1 protein-coding gene is annotated in these 609 nt (G+C 35.3%); it reads left to right on the top strand.

Features of this window, described 5'->3' with window-relative positions; genetic code table 11:
- Positions 1-42 precede the first annotated feature (42 nt).
- The gene (locus tag N1032_RS26335) at positions 43-519 is read left to right on the top strand and encodes a hypothetical protein (protein ID WP_259543600.1); all 477 of its coding nucleotides are present in this window, start codon (positions 43-45) and stop codon (positions 517-519) included.
- The last annotated feature ends 90 nt before the right edge of the window (positions 520-609 follow it).

Below are 609 nucleotides of genomic sequence, written 5' to 3'. Positions count from 1 at the left end.
AACTAGCTGGTAAGCAAATATAAATTATAGAAGGAATATATAATGAAAAAAGATACACAAATTAAAATCGCAATCGCTTTGATCCCCACAATTATTGCAGGGGGTCTTGCTTTTAAAAAAGCTAAGGATTTCAAGAAACTTAGTGAAGCAGAACAAGCAGAAATTCGTGAACAAAATAAACGCGAAGAAGAAGCTAGTGAATTAGCTAAAGAAGAACCTGTAATTGCAGCAGGTATGGCAGGATTGTCAGCAGCACAATCGGCACAAACAGTCATTGAAAATTATGACAATATTAAACAAGCAGCAGAAAAAGGGGTAAGTAAATTGAGTAAAGAAGTATTGGTAAAAGGTGGAATCGCAGTAGGTGTAACAGTAGTTGCAGTTGGTATTGGTGTAGGCGTATACAAATTGGTACGCAAACGCAAATTGCAAAAGTCACTCGAACATGCAGAAGATGTGTTAGCGGAAGTTAAAGAACATTATAAAGAAGTGGAAGAAACTGAAGAAGTAAGTGAATAGGAGAGTGAACCATGAGCTATAAAAAATATATTGCACCAGGGATTGCAGTTATTATTGTAGTTAGTGGTTCTATTTTTTTCTATAGAACTA

The organism is Herbiconiux daphne (assembly GCF_024979295.1).
Classification (GTDB): Bacteria; Actinomycetota; Actinomycetes; order Actinomycetales; family Microbacteriaceae; genus Herbiconiux; species Herbiconiux daphnes.
The sequence above is the reverse complement of the archived record's forward strand: the minus strand, read 5'-3'. Positions and strand labels throughout refer to the sequence as shown.